Annotated in this window: 14 protein-coding genes; 1 reads left to right on the top strand and 13 read right to left on the bottom strand. The window is 63.2% G+C overall.

Annotated elements, in window-relative coordinates; genetic code table 11:
- Window positions 1–16: 16 nt before the first annotated feature.
- The 13 genes from LB536_RS13260 to LB536_RS13320 all read right to left on the bottom strand — a co-directional run bounded on the left by LB536_RS13260 (window position 17) and on the right by LB536_RS13320 (window position 13,301).
- A complete protein-coding gene (locus LB536_RS13260) occupies window positions 17–328 on the bottom strand; it encodes a MocE family 2Fe-2S type ferredoxin (protein ID WP_140759152.1) in 312 nt (103 codons plus the stop codon).
- Between the two features lie 28 nt (window positions 329–356).
- Window positions 357–1,439 (bottom strand): fatty acid desaturase family protein, encoded by a 1,083-nt coding sequence (locus LB536_RS13265; protein ID WP_224593498.1) that lies wholly within the window; start codon window positions 1,437–1,439, stop codon window positions 357–359.
- A gap of 85 nt (window positions 1,440–1,524) precedes the next feature.
- A complete protein-coding gene (locus tag LB536_RS13270; protein ID WP_224592978.1) occupies window positions 1,525–2,706 on the bottom strand; it encodes an aldose 1-epimerase family protein in 1,182 nt (393 codons plus the stop codon).
- Window positions 2,707–2,716: 10 nt separating this feature from the next.
- On the bottom strand, window positions 2,717–3,499 hold the full coding sequence (locus tag LB536_RS13275; protein WP_224592981.1) for an ATP-binding cassette domain-containing protein: 783 nt from the start codon (window positions 3,497–3,499) through the stop codon (window positions 2,717–2,719).
- A 2-nt stretch (window positions 3,500–3,501) separates the two neighbouring features.
- Window positions 3,502–4,506 carry an ABC transporter permease gene (locus tag LB536_RS13280; RefSeq protein WP_224592985.1) on the bottom strand — a complete coding sequence of 335 codons (1,005 nt, stop codon included), beginning with the start codon at window positions 4,504–4,506 and terminating at the stop codon, window positions 3,502–3,504.
- A 57-nt stretch (window positions 4,507–4,563) separates the two neighbouring features.
- Complete coding sequence (locus LB536_RS13285) at window positions 4,564–5,508, bottom strand: substrate-binding domain-containing protein (protein ID WP_140809765.1); 945 nt, start codon at window positions 5,506–5,508, stop codon at window positions 4,564–4,566.
- A gap of 56 nt (window positions 5,509–5,564) precedes the next feature.
- Window positions 5,565–6,479: a sugar phosphate isomerase/epimerase family protein gene (locus LB536_RS13290; RefSeq protein WP_224592988.1), complete on the bottom strand. Its 915-nt coding sequence runs from the start codon at window positions 6,477–6,479 to the stop codon at window positions 5,565–5,567.
- 35 nt (window positions 6,480–6,514) lie between these two features.
- Window positions 6,515–7,603: a Gfo/Idh/MocA family protein gene (locus tag LB536_RS13295; protein ID WP_224592991.1), complete on the bottom strand. Its 1,089-nt coding sequence runs from the start codon at window positions 7,601–7,603 to the stop codon at window positions 6,515–6,517.
- Window positions 7,604–7,638: 35 nt separating this feature from the next.
- Window positions 7,639–8,700 carry an ABC transporter ATP-binding protein gene (locus LB536_RS13300; protein WP_224592994.1) on the bottom strand — a complete coding sequence of 354 codons (1,062 nt, stop codon included), beginning with the start codon at window positions 8,698–8,700 and terminating at the stop codon, window positions 7,639–7,641.
- 3 nt (window positions 8,701–8,703) lie between these two features.
- Window positions 8,704–9,795, bottom strand: a complete 1,092-nt coding sequence (locus LB536_RS13305; protein WP_224592998.1) for an ABC transporter ATP-binding protein — start codon at window positions 9,793–9,795, stop codon at window positions 8,704–8,706.
- Window positions 9,792–10,748, bottom strand: a complete 957-nt coding sequence (locus LB536_RS13310; RefSeq protein ID WP_140809774.1) for a carbohydrate ABC transporter permease — start codon at window positions 10,746–10,748, stop codon at window positions 9,792–9,794. Before LB536_RS13310 ends, LB536_RS13305 begins: the two co-directional genes overlap by 4 nt.
- On the bottom strand, window positions 10,745–11,605 hold the full coding sequence (locus LB536_RS13315) for a carbohydrate ABC transporter permease (RefSeq protein WP_015317068.1): 861 nt from the start codon (window positions 11,603–11,605) through the stop codon (window positions 10,745–10,747). Before LB536_RS13315 ends, LB536_RS13310 begins: the two co-directional genes overlap by 4 nt.
- 82 nt (window positions 11,606–11,687) lie before the next feature.
- On the bottom strand, window positions 11,688–13,301 hold the full coding sequence (locus tag LB536_RS13320; protein WP_224593001.1) for an extracellular solute-binding protein: 1,614 nt from the start codon (window positions 13,299–13,301) through the stop codon (window positions 11,688–11,690).
- 357 nt (window positions 13,302–13,658) lie between these two features.
- Between LB536_RS13320 and LB536_RS13325 the strand changes: the two genes are divergently transcribed.
- Window positions 13,659–14,687 (top strand): LacI family DNA-binding transcriptional regulator, encoded by a 1,029-nt coding sequence (locus LB536_RS13325; protein WP_224593004.1) that lies wholly within the window; start codon window positions 13,659–13,661, stop codon window positions 14,685–14,687.
- The last annotated feature ends 7 nt before the right edge of the window (window positions 14,688–14,694 follow it).

Below are 14,694 nucleotides of genomic sequence, written 5' to 3' on the forward strand. Positions count from 1 at the left end.
GATCGGTTGATCCGCTTCAGATCTGGATCATCACCTTACCGGCCTCGACCTTCACCGGATAGGTCGCGAGGTTGACACAGACCGGTGCGCCCTTGGCCTGGCCAGTCTTGTAGTTGAAGCGGCCATTGTGCTTGGGGCATTCGATGATGTCGTCCATCACCAGCCCATCGGCCAGATGCGCCTTTTCATGCGTGCAAAAACCATCGGTGGCGAAGAATTCGTCGTCCGGGGAGCGATAGATCGCGAAGGTCCGCCCATCATGGTCGAAGCGGATGACATCCTCTTCCTCGACATCGTCCACCGCGCACGCCTCTACCCAATCCGCCATCTCAATCTCCTGCAACCATTCGCGATCGCTATTCGGCCGCCGCCGACATATCGACCTCGTGGAACTCGCCGCGATAGGGCCTGGCCGTCGGCGGCAATTCGCGCTTGAGGTAGTAATCCTCATATTTCAGCTGCCTGAGCAGAACCGGCCAGACCTCGCGGTAGGCATGCCAAATCGACGGGTTCGGCTCGGGCAGATCATGCTTGATCAGTTCATGCAGTCTCGGCAGTGCATGATACGGCACCAACGGGAACATGTGGTGCTCCACATGGTAGTTCATGTTCCAGTAGATGAACCGGCTGATCGGGTTCATGTGGACCGTGCGGGTGTTGAGCCGGTGGTCGACGACATTGTCGGCCAAGCCGATATGCTGCAGCAGGCCGGTCATCACCATGTGCCAGGTGCCGTAAAGGCGCGGCACGCCGATCAGCACCAGCGGTATCCATGACCTCAGCGCGATCGCGAGGGCGATCGTCGCGACGTAGATCGCGACATGCCAGCGGGCGGCGACCACGGCCTTATGCTGTTCCATCTCGGGAATATAGCTCTTCTCCTCGTCCGACAGCGTGCCGAAGGCCTGGCGCAACAGCGTCGGCAGCGAATAGCGGAAATCGAGAATTCCGGTGAAGGCAAGCGCGGCCTTCAACAGGTCCGGCGGACGCATGACGGCGATCTCGGCATCGCGCCCGACGATGATGGTGTCAGTGTGGTGCCGGGCATGGCTCCAGCGCCATTGCACGGGATTGCGCATCAGCATGAACGAGGCGATGTGATAAACGACATCGTTCATCCAGCGCGTGCGGAAGGCCGTGCCATGGCCGCACTCGTGCCAGCGCGAGTCGCTCGACGAGCCGTAGAGCACGCCGTAGACGAACAGGAACGGCACCATCCACCACGAACCCCAGAACCAAACGATACCGGCGGCCGAACCCAGGATCGCGACAATCCAGATGATGGTGTCGCGGATCGCCGGCCCATCGGAACGCTGCATCAGTTCCTTGATCGCCTTGCGCGAGACGTCGGTGTGATACCACTCGGCCGAGGCAAGACCGGTCTCGATCGCCGCCCTGGTGCTTTCGCCGACAAGGCTATAGTCGCGCTTTTTTGCCATCGTCGTCACACTGACCTCCAATCGTCGCGCACCGCTGGCAATCCGGTCCGCCGGCCGGAGGGCTTGCTTTGGATAAGTGTCGCGCTCATGCCCTGCCGGCCAGTCTTGGAAAGTTTCCGGAAGGCTGAGGATAATCCTGCTCGGGCTGTCGGGCGATAGCAGCGATCCTGGCTTCGGCCGCTGCGATCTCACAGGCGCCATCGAGGACCCGGAACACCGCGTCATAGGCCCGGCTTTCGCCATGCTCCAGCCAGATCATCTCGCCGCGCTCGCGCGCGGCGAGATCGCCCAGCACATGGTGGGTCGAAGGCTCTATTCCCAGCGCGTACTGCCCGGCCTGGAAATTCTGCCATTGATAAGCGCAGGGCAACTGGTGCTTGCACGTCACCAGTTCGAAGCCGAGACCGAGCCGGTCGTTGACCACCGCGACCGGCACTTCGCCCTTTCCGTCAGCGTCCATTTCGTGCTGCCAAACCTGCTCGCTGAAACCCATCTGCGGCGCTGGCGCCGTGCGGTAGCCGGCCTTCTGCGCCTCGTAGTGTTCTCCGGCATGACCGGCCCAGACAACGTCGCGGATCGGCGCCAGATAGCGCGAGCCCTCGTCCAGCAGGGGATGGCTGACATTGACGTGGTAGAAATACATATGCGGCGTGCGGTTGAAGCCGTGATTGACGACATGGTCGGAAAGCCGGATCTCGTTGCCACCGACATCGGCCTCGATGCGGCGGATAAGATGCAAATCCTCGCCAAAAACCGCCGACTGCTGGACGATGCCTTCGGCCCACAGCACGCAGCGGTCGCCGTCCCAACGCTCGCCATAGCCGGTCAGCCGCGCCGGGATCGTACCGACACGGCCATGCAGCGAATGGAGCACCGTCTTCCTGCCCGGGTAGTTGTAGTTGTCGGCCGGCACGTCCTCGCGGCCCAGAATATGATCGAGCCCGCAGGTGACGAGCAGGCCGGAGAAAGAGCGCGCCCAGGCCAGCCCCCCTTCCCCTTCATACTCATGCAGGCCGGGGTTGCGAAAACCGCTCGGCGAATGCCAGCCGATCGCCTGCCCCCTATAGTCGCAATCGGCGATGTCGAGCGCCCGGTCGACGAGTGCGGTGAAGCGCAGGCCCGAGCCGGTGCGGAATTCGAGCATGCGGATGCCGCGCTCCACACCGTCGCCGAGCGTCATCAGGCGCACGCCGGCGAATTGCGACAGCTGGCCTGACCGCTCGGCCACTTGCCGGCGCGACAGTGTTTTGCCGTAAAGCTCTACCATCCGACGTCCTTCACTTTGCCCTCGCCTCCTTGAGCAAGGCCGACATGTCGGCGCCGGTGATGATGCTTTCCACGGTCAGCAGATCGGTGTCGGCGACCGTCTGTTCGGCGACGATCTCGCCCCGCCGCATGACGACGATGCGGTCGGCGACTTGGAACACGTGGTGGATATTGTGGGTGATGAGCAGCACGGAATGGCCGGCGTCGCGCACCTCCTTGACGAAGCGAAGCACGCCGTGGGTTTCCTCGACGCCCAGATTGTTGGTCGGCTCGTCGAGGATGATCACCTTGGCGGCGAACTGCATGGCGCGCGAGATGGCGATCGACTGACGTTCGCCGCCCGAAAGTGTGCTCACCAGCGCGTCCGCGTCGAGCTTTTTCGAGATGCCGACGCGCTTGAGCAGTTCGGAAGCGGCCTTGCGCAGCTTCACGAGATCGAGCGGCGCGAACACGCCGAGCCAGCCGAAACTGACCGGCTCGCGGCCGAGGAAAAGATTGCGCGCAATGCTGAGGTCCGGCGCCAGCGAGGTGTCCTGGTGGATGGTCTCGATGCCGAGATCCATCGCATCCCTGGTCGAACGGATCGAGACCTTCTCGCCACGCACATAAATGTCGCCGCGATCGACCGGAAACACACCCGAGATCGCCTTGATCAGCGTCGATTTGCCGGCACCATTATCGCCAAGCAGCGCTACCACCTCGCCTTCCCGCAGTGTCAGTGAGGCATTCTTCAGCGCGCGCACGCTGCCGAAGGACTTTTGCAGGTTCTGCAGCCGAAGTACTTCTTGCATCATCGTCAGCTCCTTGCGGCGTTCTTCTGCAGCAAAGCGTGCAGGATGAGCATGGCGAGGATGATGAGGCCGACAAAGATGTTGTAGGCGAGCCCCGGCACGCCGATCAGCACGATGCCGTTGCGGATCGCACGCAGCATCACCGCGCCGACAATGGTACCGAGGATGGTGCCGCGCCCCCCGGTCAGCGCCGTGCCCCCGACCACCACCATGGCGATCACCTCCAGCTCGTAGCCGGTGCCGGCCACCGGCGAGGCGGCGGAGATGCGGAAGGCGCTGATCATGCCGGCAAGGCCGGCCAGCACCGAGGTCGCGATGAACAGCCAGATCTTGACGGTGTCGGCCGGCACGCCGCGCGCCACTGCCGCGTTGCGATTAGAACCGATCGCACTGATCCAATTGCCGAGCTTGGCGTAGCGCAGGATATAGATGGCAAACAGCGAGAGGCCGATGAACCACCAGAGCGAGGTGTAGAAGCGGAACGAGCCGATGTTGAAGCTGCCGGCGAGCAGCGTCACGAAGAACCCAGGCTGGTCCCAGGATTTCAGCGGAAAGCCTTGCGTGATGTAAAGCGCTGCCCCGCGTACGACGAGCAGCATCGACAGCGTCACCAGGAAGGACGAGATGCCGATCTTGGTGACGATCAGCCCGTTGATCGCGCCGATCGCGATGCAGAGTGCTAGTCCGGCCAGAAGCGCGACACCGATATCCACCCCGCCATTCTGCACCAGCAGCATAACCACCACCGGCGCCAGTCCAAACACCGCGCCGACGGAAAGGTCGAATTCGCCTGCCGTCAAAAGCAATGTCATGCCGAGCGCGATGATGCCGAGTTCGGGCAGGAACGCCATCATGTTCGAGATGTTGAGCGGCGACAGGAAGTTGGCGTCGGCGACAGCGAACACCGCCAGCAAAATGATGAGGATGACGAAGGAGGAGAATTGCGGCGAGCGCATCAGGCGCGATCTGCCTTTCGCCCGCGGCGCGTCGTCTTCTGCGGCAATTGTCATGACGGCTTGGACCATGCTTGAAAAAACGCCCGCCACCTTCGCAGCGGGCGCTGGTTCTCACTTCTTGTCGTAGAGTTTCAGGATCGGCTCGACGCTGGAGGCGTCGTAGAGACCGAAAGTGTGAATGTCGTAGCCGATCGGTTCGCCCGAGGCGGCGAGCCCGAGCAGCGCCACCGGCATGAAGCCCTGCGCCGAAGGGTACTGCCAGGCGGCGGCGTTGACGAAGCCATCCTTGACGGCTTGCGCCGTCTCCTTGGAATTGCCCCAGCCGACGACGGGGATCTTGCCCGCCGGCACACCGGCGCCGTCGAACACGCGCTTGACGCTGGCCGCCACGGAATCGCCGAGCGCAATGATCGCCGGCGGATTGTTGGCGACCATGTAGTCGGTCATCTTGGCGATGATGCCGGCCGGATCGGTGCCGCAATCGACCACGTCATATTTGATCCCCAAAGGATCGAAAACGCTGGCAATGCCCTCGGTCTCGAGCTGCTGGTAGCTGGCGCCGGGAACCTCGACCGGCAGGAAGACCTTGTCGCCCTGCTTCACCATCTTGTGGTCGACAAGGTATTTGGCCCAGATGACGCCGGCTTCCTTGAGGTCGGCCCCGACATAGGCCTGCCGTCCTGTCGCCGGATCGTCGGTGTTGAAGAACACGATCGGGATCCCAGCCGCCTTTGCCGCTTTCACCTCTTCGGTCCACAGGCCGGGCTGCGCCGACGTCGTGGCGATGCCGTCGGGCTTGGCGGCGAGCGCCGAGTTGAAGGCCTCCTTCTGCGCCGCCATGTCGCCGCCGCTGAAGGAGATCTTGCAGGTCACCTTGAGCTGGTCGCAGGCGTTGGTCGCGCCGGCGTTCCAGTCGATCCAGAACGCATCCGACGGGCCGCCATGCGACAAGAGATAGAAGGTCTTCTGGCCGTCCTGCGCCTGCGCAGTCGTGCCAAGGGCGATGCCGGCGAGCAGTGTCGCGGCGGCCGCCAATTTCCAAGCGAATTTCAGCATTCTTTCCTCCCTTTTTTGAAGCCGCGCCGCCAATGCACCGGCAGCGCGGCCGGCAGTCACAGGCCGTTGGCGCGGAACTTCCCATCGAGGAATGTCTTGGCGCGCGGCACGTCGTCCTCCGACAGATGCTCGATGATGACCGGGATGTTCGGATGCTTTTCGGCCAGCCGCTGGAGGTAGAGGTCGTAGTTCAGCGAACCGAGGCCGGGCGCCGGCAGTTCGATTTCGCCAACGCCGCGGAAAGTGTGACTTTCCATCGCGTCGGCATCGCCGATGTCGGCATGCTTCTCCGACTTGTCGTCGCCCGAGCGCTTCACATCCTTGGCGTGCGCGATCTTGATCTTGTCGGTCAGCGTGTCGAACACCTGGTTCAGGATCTGGTCCATCCGGTCGATGTTGTGGGTCTCGAAATAGTTGGTCGGGTCCATCAGCAGGCCGAGACCGGGATGATCGACCTGCGCGAACATCTTCACCGTCTCCTCGACCGAGCCGACGACGTTGTTGACATAGGTTTCGAGCAGGAAGACCGCACCGTGGTCGTAAGCCGTCTGGGCGAGATCGGCGATCACCTTGCGGCACTCCTCGAATCCTTCCTCGGTCTTGTTCTTGGGGTGATGCACCCAGTCGGATTCGGTGTTGTAGGTGCCGGTTTCCGAAATCACGTAAGGCGAGCCGAACGCGCGCGCGTTGCGGATGATCTCCTTGAGATAGCCGACGCGCTTGTCGCGCTCGGTTTTGTCAGGATGGATGATGTTGGTGTAGCCCGACACGCAGCAGACCGGCAGGTTGTGGTCGCGGAAGACGTCGCGCACCTTCTTGGCCTTGTCCTTGGTGATCTGTCCGGCCGACAGGTCGACATCCCTGAAATGCAGGTCGAGCTGCACCGTGTTGAAACCGAGCCCGCGGATCTTCTTCGCCGTCTCTTCGAGGCCGTAGGGGAAATAGCCCGTGAAAATACCTGCCTGCATCATGATGTGAATTCCTCCCTGTAAGCGATTCAGTTGATTCAGTTTGTGGAGATTTCGGAGAGCTTGACCGTGCGGCCGGAAGCAATGGAGCGATAGCCCGCCTCGACCAGCGCCATGGTCTTGACGTTGTCGGCGACGGTGAGCGCCGGCGGCGTGCCGGTCTTCACCGAGTGCTGCAACTGCTCCATGACGCCGATGAAGGCGTGCGGGAACCACATCGTCTCCCAGCTTGGGCTGACCCATTCGCCGCCGGTCGTCTTGGCCGAGGCGTATGTCAGCGTCGAGGCGGCACCCGTCGGCCAGCCGATCGTGCCCTTGGCGACGCCCTTGGTGCCGTCGACGCGCCAGTTGATGTGCTGGTCGTCGCGATAGCCCTCCTGGCGCGGACCCGACCATACGTCCTCCAGCGACACGGCGAGCACGCCTGTGGGGAAACGCAGCGTCGATACCGTGATCCCGTCCGAATGGTCGAATGTCGTGCGCGGATCCTTGCGCGTCAGCGTCGTGATCTCGTCGGGATCGCCGAACAGGAAGCGCAGCACATCGAGGTGATGCACGCTCATATTGGCGAGCGTCAGCCGATCGTAGCACTGAAGGAAGGTCTGCCAGTGCGGGATGGCATGCATGTCGATCTGCGCGAAGACGATGTCGCCCAGCGCGCCGCTGTCGATGATCTGCTTCAACACGCGCATCGACTGGTCGTAGCGCATGTTCTGGTTGACCGAGAGGATCTTGCCGGCCTTCGCCGCCTCGTCGCGCAGCTTGACGGCTTCCTCGACCGACAGCGCCAGAGGCTTCTGCGCCAGGATCGCCTTGATGTGCTTCTGTTTCAGCGCATGGCGGATCAGCGCCGGCTGCTGGTCGGGCGGAAAGGCGAGGTCGATAATCTCGACATTTGCGTCCTCGATCAGCTGTTCCGGCGTGTCGTGGACGGTCGGGATGCTCCAACGGTCGGCGACCTTTTGCGCATTCGCCTTGGTGCGCGAAGCGATCGCCACGACCGGAAATCCGGCTTCCTTGTAGGCGGCCAGATGGCACTCGGCCATGATCATGCCGGCGCCGACGCAACCGATCCTGTATTCCTTCGTGCGGACCTTCACGTCCGGCTCGAAGCCCTTGCCTGTCATGCCTTCCTCCCGAAATTCTGTCCTCGCGGCCGCATTCATCTTGCCAACGCGCCTCCGCCCTGTCCGAAATAATGCACGCGGGCCGGCTCGCAGGATATCGCCACCATCGCGTCGGGCCTGATGTCTGGCTGGCCGCGCAGCAAAGCCTTCAGCCGCGCCTGTCCGGCGGCGAGCGTCACCACGGTGTAGCCGCCAAGCGGCTCGACCTCGAACACCCGCGCCGGGCGGCCCGAGCCGCCATTCACCCACGGCTTGACCTTGATATCTTCCGGCCTGAGTCCGATCTCGACGGCATCGGCGGGAGCCGTCTTGTCGGCGATGCGGATCACGCCTTCGGCCGCCTCGACGCCGCCCTCGCCGCGCGCTGATTTCAGGATGTTCATGACAGGCGACCCGAGCAGCCGCGCCACATAGGTGTTGGCCGGACGGTCATAGATCTCGGCCGGGGCGCCGATCTGCCGGATCCTGCCATTGTCCAGGATGGCGATGCGGTCGGCGATCGACATCGCCTCTTCCTGGTCATGGGTGACATAGATCAGCGTCTTGCCGAGATCGCGCTGGATGCGCTTCAGCTCGACGCGCGTTTCCTCGCGTAGCCGCGCATCGAGCGCCGAGATCGGATCGTCCATTAGATAGGCATTGGGGTCGCGCACCAGCGCCCGCGCGATCGCCACGCGCTGCCGCTCGCCGCCCGAAAGCTGCGCCGGCGGCTTGTGCAGGATATGGCCGATATGCAGCTTGGCCGCGACATCGGCGACGCGCTTCTTGATATCGAGCTCGGCGACCCGGCGCTCGACCAGCGGAAAACGGATATTGTCGAGCGCGCTCATATGCGGGAACAGCGCCAGGTTCTGGAACACCATGGCGACGTTGCGCTCGGCCGGCGACACCGTGTTGACCGGCTTGCCGCCGATGAGGATTTCTCCGGCGTCCGGGGTCTCCAGCCCGAGCACCAGGCGCAGGATCGTCGACTTGCCCGACAGCGGCGGCCCGAAGAAGCAAAAGAACTCGTTGTCGTTGACGGTGAACGAGGCGTCATCCACTGCGAGTGTCGTGCCGTAGCGTTTCGTGACATTGCGGAAGACGATGTCGGCCATGGCTCAACCCGCCCTCATCGCAAGGCCGCTGGCGGCGTCGAAGACCCGCACCGACGCCGCCGTGGGCGCAACGACCGCGGTTTGTCCGATTGACAACCCGACATCATTGTCGAACACCGCTTTCACGGCGCCATCGTCCTGACCGAGATGAACGATGGTGCGCGCGCCGATGCGCTCGACGAAGGTGACCGGCATGGCCAGCCCTCGCCCATCGTGCGCCAAGGCCACCTCTTCCGGCCGGAAGCCGTAGAGCACCTCGCCGCGGGCGCCACGCAAGACGGCCGCCAGCTCATCCGGCAAAGGCTGCGTGATGCCCACCGGCCCGAGGTCGACGACCAACCCGCGATCGCTCTCCGCAGGCCGGCCCTTGAGCAGGTTCATGCCCGGCGCGCCGATGAAGCGAGCGACGAAGACATTGGCCGGATTGTTGTAGACCTCGAGCGGCGTGCCGATCTGCTGCAGCACGCCGTGATCCATGACGGCGATGCGGTCGGCCATGGTCATGGCTTCCAACTGGTCGTGGGTGACGTAGACCATGGTCTGCCTGAACTGGCGCTGCAGTTGTTTCAGCTCTGTGCGCATGACCGCCCGGAAGGCCGCGTCGACATTGGACAGCGGCTCATCGAGCAGGAAGATCGCCGGCTCCATGATCGCGGACCGGCCGATCGCCACGCGCTGCAATATGTTGACCGACAGCCGGTCGGCCTTGCGGTCGAGCAGCGGCGTCAGTTGCAGCAGCTCGGCGATAGCGCCGACGCGGCGGTCGATCTCTACCTTGGCGGCGCCCCGCATCCTCGGCCCGTAGGCCAGGTTCTGGCGCACGGTCAAATGGGTGAAGATGGCATAGTTCTGGAAGACGAAGCCGACGCCGCGCCGGCCCATCGGCACGCCGGCCATGTCGCGTTCGCCGAACAGTATCTTGCCGCTGGTCGGCTCTTCCATGCCGGCGATCATGTTCATCGTCGTCGACTTGCCGCAGCCGGACGGCCCAAGCAGCGCCATGAACTCGCCGTCTGATATGTCGAGGTCCATCGTCTTCAGCGCCGTGAAGTCGCCGAATGTCTTGGTGAGGTTGCGCAGCTGGATCGTGCTCATGCCGGCACCTGTCTTGCCCGCGCCATGCGCTTCATGGCGAAGACGGCGACGATGGAGAGCACCACCAGGATCGCCAGCGCGATCGCGGCCACATAGCCCCAGATCAGATCCTGCGTGGTGACCTTGTAGATGTAGACGGAGATCGTCTCGGTGGCGACGCCGGGGCCGCCGCCGGTCATGATGTAGAGCGTGTCGAAGATCTTGAAGTTCTCGATCACCCGGATCGCCAGCGCGATGACGATGATCGTTTTCATCTTCGGCAGCACGATGGTGGTAAAGCGCTGCCAGGGATTGGCGCCGAGCAGCGTTGCCGCCTTGATCTGGTCCTCCGGCACGCCGACCAGGCCGGCCAGCAGGATCAAAAACATCAGCGGCGTCCACTGCCAGATGTCGGCGATCATCACCGCGATCAGCGCCAGTGTCGGGTCCGACAGCCAGGCGATGGTGACTTGCGTGCCCGTGATTGCCGACAGGATATCGTTCACCGGGCCGCCCGACTGGAACAGCATGAAGAACATGTAGCCGGCCACCGCCGGCACCACCATCATCGGCATCAGCAGGATCGAATAGAAAATGCGCTTGCCGGGAAAATCGTCGGCGAACAGCGTCGCCAGCGCGAGGCCCAGCAGGAATTCCGCCGGCACGCAGACGACCATGACGATAACCGTGCGCTTCAGCGCGCTCCAGAAACGCGCATCGGCCGCGAGATCGGTGTAGTTGGCAAAGCCGTTCCACATCTCCCACGCATTCCACCAGCCGAGGCCCGAGAGCGGCGACCAGTCGGTGACGCTGATGTAGAGCTGCATCAAGAGCGGAAAGGCCGAGATGAACAGCACGAGGATCTGCGCCGGCAAGGTCAGGCGAAAGCCCAGCCGCGTGCCCTCGTCGCGCGGGGCCGGCCTGCCGCGCACGCCCATCCCATCCTCCGAAATCGTTGCCGTCAGAGCGCTCATTGCTTCAGCGCTCCAAAAGTCAGGCCACGCACCAGGTGGCGCTGGATGGCGATGCCCATGATGACCGGCGGCACGGCGGCAATGAGCCCAAGCGCTGCCTTGGCGCCGTAGAGCTGTCCGGTCATCGAGGACGACAGCGAGGCCATGTAGACCGGGATCGTCACCCATTCACGCGTCGTCAGCAGCAACGCGATCAGATAGTCCGACCAGTTGAGGATGAAGACGAAGAGGGCAGCGCTCGCCAGCGGAGCACGCATCATAGGCAGCGTGATGCGGGTGAAGACGCGCAGCCGCGAACAGCCCTCGACCAAGGCGGCTTCCTCGATCTCGCGCGGCATGTCATCGAAGAAAGTCTTCATCAGCCAGAAGGCGAACGGCAGCGTGACGATGCCGTAAATCAGCGCCAGCCCCCACCAACTGTCGGTGAAGTTGAGGAAGGCCCACATGATCATGACGGGGATCATCACAGCCATCGGCGGAAACAGCCGGAGCTGGATCAACGCCAGCGGCAGGTTCTGGCCCGAGCCGAAGCGCGACAAGCCGTAGGCGGCGGCCGTGCCGGCAGACATGGCGATCGCGGTGCCGAACACCGCCGACAGAAGCGACGACAGGATCGGCTTCAGCGCTGTGCGGTCGAGCGCGACGATCAGATTGTTGGTGGATTCGCCGAACACGAACTGGAAATTGCTGAGCGTCGGGTTCTTCGGCCACCATGTCAGGTCCGCACCCGTCGCCGACCATTCTGCGATCGGCTTGAAGGCCATCGAGACCATCCACAGGATCGGCACCAGCGTGACAGCCATCGCCGCGAGGATCGCGGCGTAGCGGAATATCTCGAAGGGGACGGAACGCTTCATCTGGCTGCTTTTGCTGGTGGCGTCGGTTGCGGAGGAGAAGAGCTTTCGCCCCTCCCCTCCGGCTGTGATCCAGGGAGATGGATCAGCTGATCGGATCGAGAACGGTAGGCCAGGCCTCCTTGTTGGTCCTGATGGCTTCGAGCAATTTGTCCTCGCCGATGCGCCGGGCGATCTTCTTCCACTCGGCTTCCGTATCGGCCATCGCCTGCTCCGATGTCTTGGCCTTGGTCAGCGAGGCCATGAGGTTTTCGTCCAGCGCGTTGTGAAAGGCGGTGGCGCCCGGATAGTTGATGGTCGGCACCGTGCGGGCGACCGTCTCGCGCACCACGTCCATGTGGTAGGCATGATAGGTCTGGCGCACCAGCGGATCGGAAAAGTCCGAAAGCCGGAACGGATCGAGATAGCCGCCGGGGTTGGCGCTCATCCAGGCATAGATGCGGGCCGAACCCAGCCATTGCAGAAGGACATAGGCAACCTCCTGGTTCTTCGACTGCGACGAGACCATGCCGGTCAGCGAGAACCAGAGCACGGAGCGGCTGATCAGCTTGCCGTCGATCTCGCGGCCGGGCGGCAGCATCGAGCCGATCTTGCCGGTGACCTTGGAGTCCTTGTTGCCGGCATTATCGAGGAATTTCGGCAGATTGGAAAAGGCGCAGGTCATCGCCGCGCCGCCCTTGGCGAAATTGCCGTACTGCTCCGGCCAACCCCACGAGATCGCATCCGGCGAATGATGGGCAAGCGATTCGACATATTCGTTGGTGGCCGCGATGCCGTGTTCAGAATTGATCAGCGGCTTGCCGTCATCGCCGAACAGGAACTGGTTGGGCGAGGCCATCGAGACATAGCGCTGGTACCAGTTGGTGTAGCCCCAGCCCTGGTTGCGCAGATCGGTGGAGCCGAACAGGCCCTTTTCCGGGCGTTGGAAAAAGGCAGCGATATCGCCGTGCTGCTTCCAGGTTTTCGGCGGCGCCAAATCGTAGCCGTATTTGTCCTTGAAGGCCTTCTTCTCGGCTTCGTCGCCGAACAGGTCGGCGCGGTAGACCCAGGTCTGGAAATCGCCGTCCAGCGACACGCCATAGTTCGAGCCGCGATATTTGTTGAGCAGCGACACACCCTTGGCACCGTCGACATAGCCCGTCTTGGGATCGTCCCATTCGGGCTTGTACTGGGCGACGAAATCGTCGAGCTTGGCGATGCCGCCGGTCTCGGCGAGATCGCCAAGGCGGTTCCACTCGGTCGAATAGATGTCGTAGGCCCCACCCTTGGTGGAGATGTCCTGCATCGTCTTGGTGAATTCCTGACCGTTCGGCAGGCCGACGATCTCGATCGGGATCCCGGTTTCCTTCTCCCAGAGCTCCTTGATCGACGGCGCGCCGGCCGGGAAAGGCTGGGTGAGCTGGCCGATCGAGCCGTCCGACAGGCCAAGCACGATCTTGGCCGGCGCCTTGCCGGCACCCTTCAGCGCCTTGGCGGCCTCGACGGCGCGGCCTTCCGGCGTGTCGGGACCGTATTGATAACGCTCGGCGCCGTCGAAGCCGGTCGGCCCGCCGATCATGCCGGGCGCCAGTGCGTCGGCTGCATAAGCACGGCCGGGACGAATGAATTGTGGCGCGATACCTGTAGCGGCTACGAACACCGCTGCCTTTCCTCCGGACGCCAGCAACCGGCGCCGCGAGATGCGGATCAGATCAGACATTGGAATTCCTCCCTCAGGCCCAATGTTTCCTCCACGAGCCCATGAGGGATATTGACGGCAGGACCGGAAGGCTGTCAACATCATAAATAATCAAAATACATCACAACATCGCAGAGAGGCGGAGAAATGCGTCATTCCGGGGTTCATACACCTCTCCAGATGCCTCGATTTGATGGGAAATATCTCTTCTCGTCTCGTCGCGAACATGCCGGGCGACTTGATTTAGCCTGGCGGCTTGCGCATCGGCCAAGGCCGGATACATCATTTCCCATCAGAATCGCGGATAGCGAGGCGTTGGCACCATCAGGCCGGCAGCCGTCATTGCGTGATCTTGATGCATTGAGGAGATGAAAGACCGTGCGTTCCACCCTGACTGACATAGCCCGGGAAGCCGGCGTCTCCGCCGCCACCGTCGACCGCGTGCTCAACAATCGTCCCGGCGTGCGGGCGCGCACGCGCGAGATCGTGCTCGAAATGGCGCAGCGCCTCGGCTACATCGCCGAGAGCCCAAACGGAGCACCGGCTAGGCCCCTGCCCGGCGAGATCATCCGGCTCGACTTCGCGCTACCGGCGGGCACGAATTCCTTCATCAAGATGCTGCATCGCCACATCGAGGCGCAGGCCCTGGCACGCCCCGATCTCGACGTCCACATCGCCACCATAGAGGGCTTCAATCCCGACCGGCTCGCCCGCCTGCTGCAGGATCTGCGTGGCCAGACGCAAGGCGTCGGCGTCATCGCGCTCGACCATCCGACCGTGCGTGAAGCGATCCGCTCGCTGTCGGCCAACGACGTCAAGGTGGTGACCATCGCTTCCGACATCCTGCATGTGCCCAGGGTCGCCTATATCGGCATCGACAACCGCGCCGCCGGGCGGCTGGCCGGCTATCTGCTCAACCGTTTCATGGGTTCTGGACGCCCCGGCAAGGTGGCGCTCTTCGCCGGCTCGCTTTCCTACCGCGGCCACGAGGAACGCGAGATGGGCTTCCGGCACATATTGACCGAGGAATCACCCAATCTCGAGATTGTCGAGATGCGCGAGATGCTCGACGACCGCGAAAAGGCCTATTCGGAGGCCTCGGCTCTTCTGGAACGGCACCCGGACCTTGCCGCGATCTACAATGTCGGCGCCGGCAACACCGGCATAGCGCGTGCGCTCAAGGAGCGCGGCCGTGCCCAGTCCATGGTTTTCCTCGGCCACGAGGCGACCGACGGCACCAAGGAGCTGCTGCTCGACGGCACGCTCGACGCGGTCATCGACCAGAACCCGCGCGTCGAGGCCCGCGAGGCGCTCAACATCCTGACCCATGCCGTGCGGGGGCTGCCCTACGAATTGCACCAGCCAAGGCTGCAGGTGATCTTCAAGGAGAACATCCCGGAGATTTGAAGCAATC

It is taken from the genome of Mesorhizobium sp. ES1-3, from assembly GCF_020164795.1.
In the GTDB taxonomy this organism is placed as follows: domain Bacteria; phylum Pseudomonadota; class Alphaproteobacteria; order Rhizobiales; family Rhizobiaceae; genus Mesorhizobium.